General features: G+C 48.8%; 3 protein-coding genes. All 3 read right to left on the minus strand.

Features of this window, described 5'->3' with window-relative positions; genetic code table 11:
• Window positions 1-616: carboxyl transferase domain-containing protein (locus Q0236_RS09225; RefSeq protein WP_297917093.1), on the minus strand; the 616-nt coding region annotated here is incomplete at its 3' end.
• Window positions 616-1,833, minus strand: coding sequence for a beta-ketoacyl-ACP synthase II (locus tag Q0236_RS09230; protein ID WP_297917095.1), 1,218 nt, complete (start codon window positions 1,831-1,833; stop codon window positions 616-618). The genes Q0236_RS09225 and Q0236_RS09230, both read right to left, overlap by 1 nt.
• Window positions 1,834-1,851: 18 nt before the next feature.
• Window positions 1,852-2,058: acyl carrier protein (gene acpP, locus Q0236_RS09235; RefSeq protein ID WP_297917097.1), on the minus strand; the 207-nt coding region annotated here is incomplete at its 5' end.

Genomic DNA, 2,058 nt, shown 5'->3' on the forward strand with positions numbered 1-2,058 from the left:
GATCGGCCACGCCGATCGCTAAAGCTCCGCCGCTGCCGCCCTCGCCGATAACGACGGCGATCGTAGGGGTTTTAAGATCGCTGAGTTCATATAAATTTCGCGCGATAGCCTCGCTTTGGCCGCGCTCCTCGGCACCGAGCCCCGGATATGCGCCCGGAGTGTCGATCAAAAATAGAATCGGAAGGTTAAATTTCTCTGCAAGTTTCGCCACGCGCAGAGCCTTGCGATAGCCCTCCGGATGGGGCATACCGAAATTTCGCTTCAGCTTATTTTTGGTGCCGCGACCCTTCTGCTCGGCAATCACGGCAATTTTACGGTTGCCCATAATACCCAGATAACACACGATCGACGGATCGTCTCTAAAGGCGCGGTCGCCGTGAAGCTCCCTAGCGTCTTGTAAAAGCGCGCGAATATAATCGATCGCATAAGGGCGATCCGGGTGGCGCGCAAGCTGAAGCCTTTGGTATTCGTTTAAATTTTTATAAACTTTGGAAATTTCTTTTTCGAGGTTCTTATTTAAAATTTCGACCGCGTCCTCATCGCCGCGAATTTTAGCAGCGGTGATGTCCTCGTCGATCTGCTTTATAGGCTTTTCAAAATCCAGATAGTTCGCCATTAATCCACTCTTTTGAAAATAAGCGATGCGTTTGTGCCGCCGAAACCGAAGTTATTGCTCATAACGCAATCGAGTTTAGCTTTTCTGGCAACGTTTGGCACATAGTCCAAATCGCAATCGGGATCTTTTGAAATTTGATTTATTGTAGGCGGTATAATGCCGTTTTGCATCGCTAAAAGGCTGATCGCAGCCTCTACCGCTCCGGCAGCGCCTAGGCAGTGTCCTAGCTGGCCCTTGGTGGAGCTGACTGCAGGCACTTTGCCCTCGCCGAAAAGCTCTTTTAACGCCGCGGTTTCGTTTTTATCGTTTATCGCGGTGGACGTTCCGTGAGCGTTTATATAATCAATCTTCGGGCGTCCCGCCATCTCGTAGGCCTTTTTCATAGCGCGGATAGGGCCGTCTAGGCTAGGCGAAGTGATATGATAAGCATCGCCGCTAGCGCCGAATCCTACGAGCTCGCCGTAAATTTTAGCGCCGCGCGCTTTTGCGTCCTCTAGCTCTTCTAAAACCAAAGCCGCCGCACCTTCACCCATTACAAAGCCGTTTCGCTCCGCATCAAACGGACGTGAAGCGTGCGCAGGATCGTCGTTTCTAGCGCAAAGCGCCTTCATCGCGGCAAATCCGCCGATACCTACGGGACAAACCGCAGCCTCAGCACCCACTGCGAGCATCTTTTGTGCTTCGCCGATCATAATAACTCTCGCAGCGTCCATAATCGCATGCGCAGAAGCCGCACAAGCCGTGACGCTGGATAAATTCGGGCCTTTTAAGTTGTAATATATTGAAACAAAGCCGCCGAGCATATTTACTAACGCAGAAGGGATAAAAAACGGAGAAATTCGTCTAGGACCGCGCTGCAAGCAGGTATTGGCGTTTATCTCGATGTTCGGTAAACCGCCGATACCGCTAGCGGAGCTAACGCCGAATTCGTCGCTATCGAAATCACTAAATTTAGCGTCATCTATGGCTTCGCCCGCAGCTTTAAGCCCGAGTTGGATAAATCTATCCATCTTTTTTATCTCTTTTCCATCCTCGATTATGCTCGAAGGATCGAAACCTTTTACTTCAGCTGCAATTTGAACTGGAAATTCGCTAGCGTCAAAGAGCGAAATTTTATCAACCCCGGTTTTTCCGTTACAGATATTTTCAAAACTGCTCTGTTTGTCAAGCCCGAGAGAGGTTACCATCCCGATGCCCGTTACTACGACTCGTTTCAAAACTGCTTCCTTAAAATTTTATTTCTTAGGCAAATTTTCTATATAATCTACTACGTCTTTAATGCTTACTAATTTTTCAGACTCGCTATCGGGGATCTCGATACCGAATTTTTCCTCTAAAGCCATTACAAGCTCAACTACGTCAAGAGAGTCCGCGCCCAAATCCTCGATAATTTTCGAATCTAGCTTAACCTGATCCGGGCTAACGCTTAGTTGCTCTACAAC

This window comes from uncultured Campylobacter sp., from assembly GCF_938031315.1.
Classification (GTDB): domain Bacteria; phylum Campylobacterota; class Campylobacteria; order Campylobacterales; family Campylobacteraceae; genus Campylobacter_B.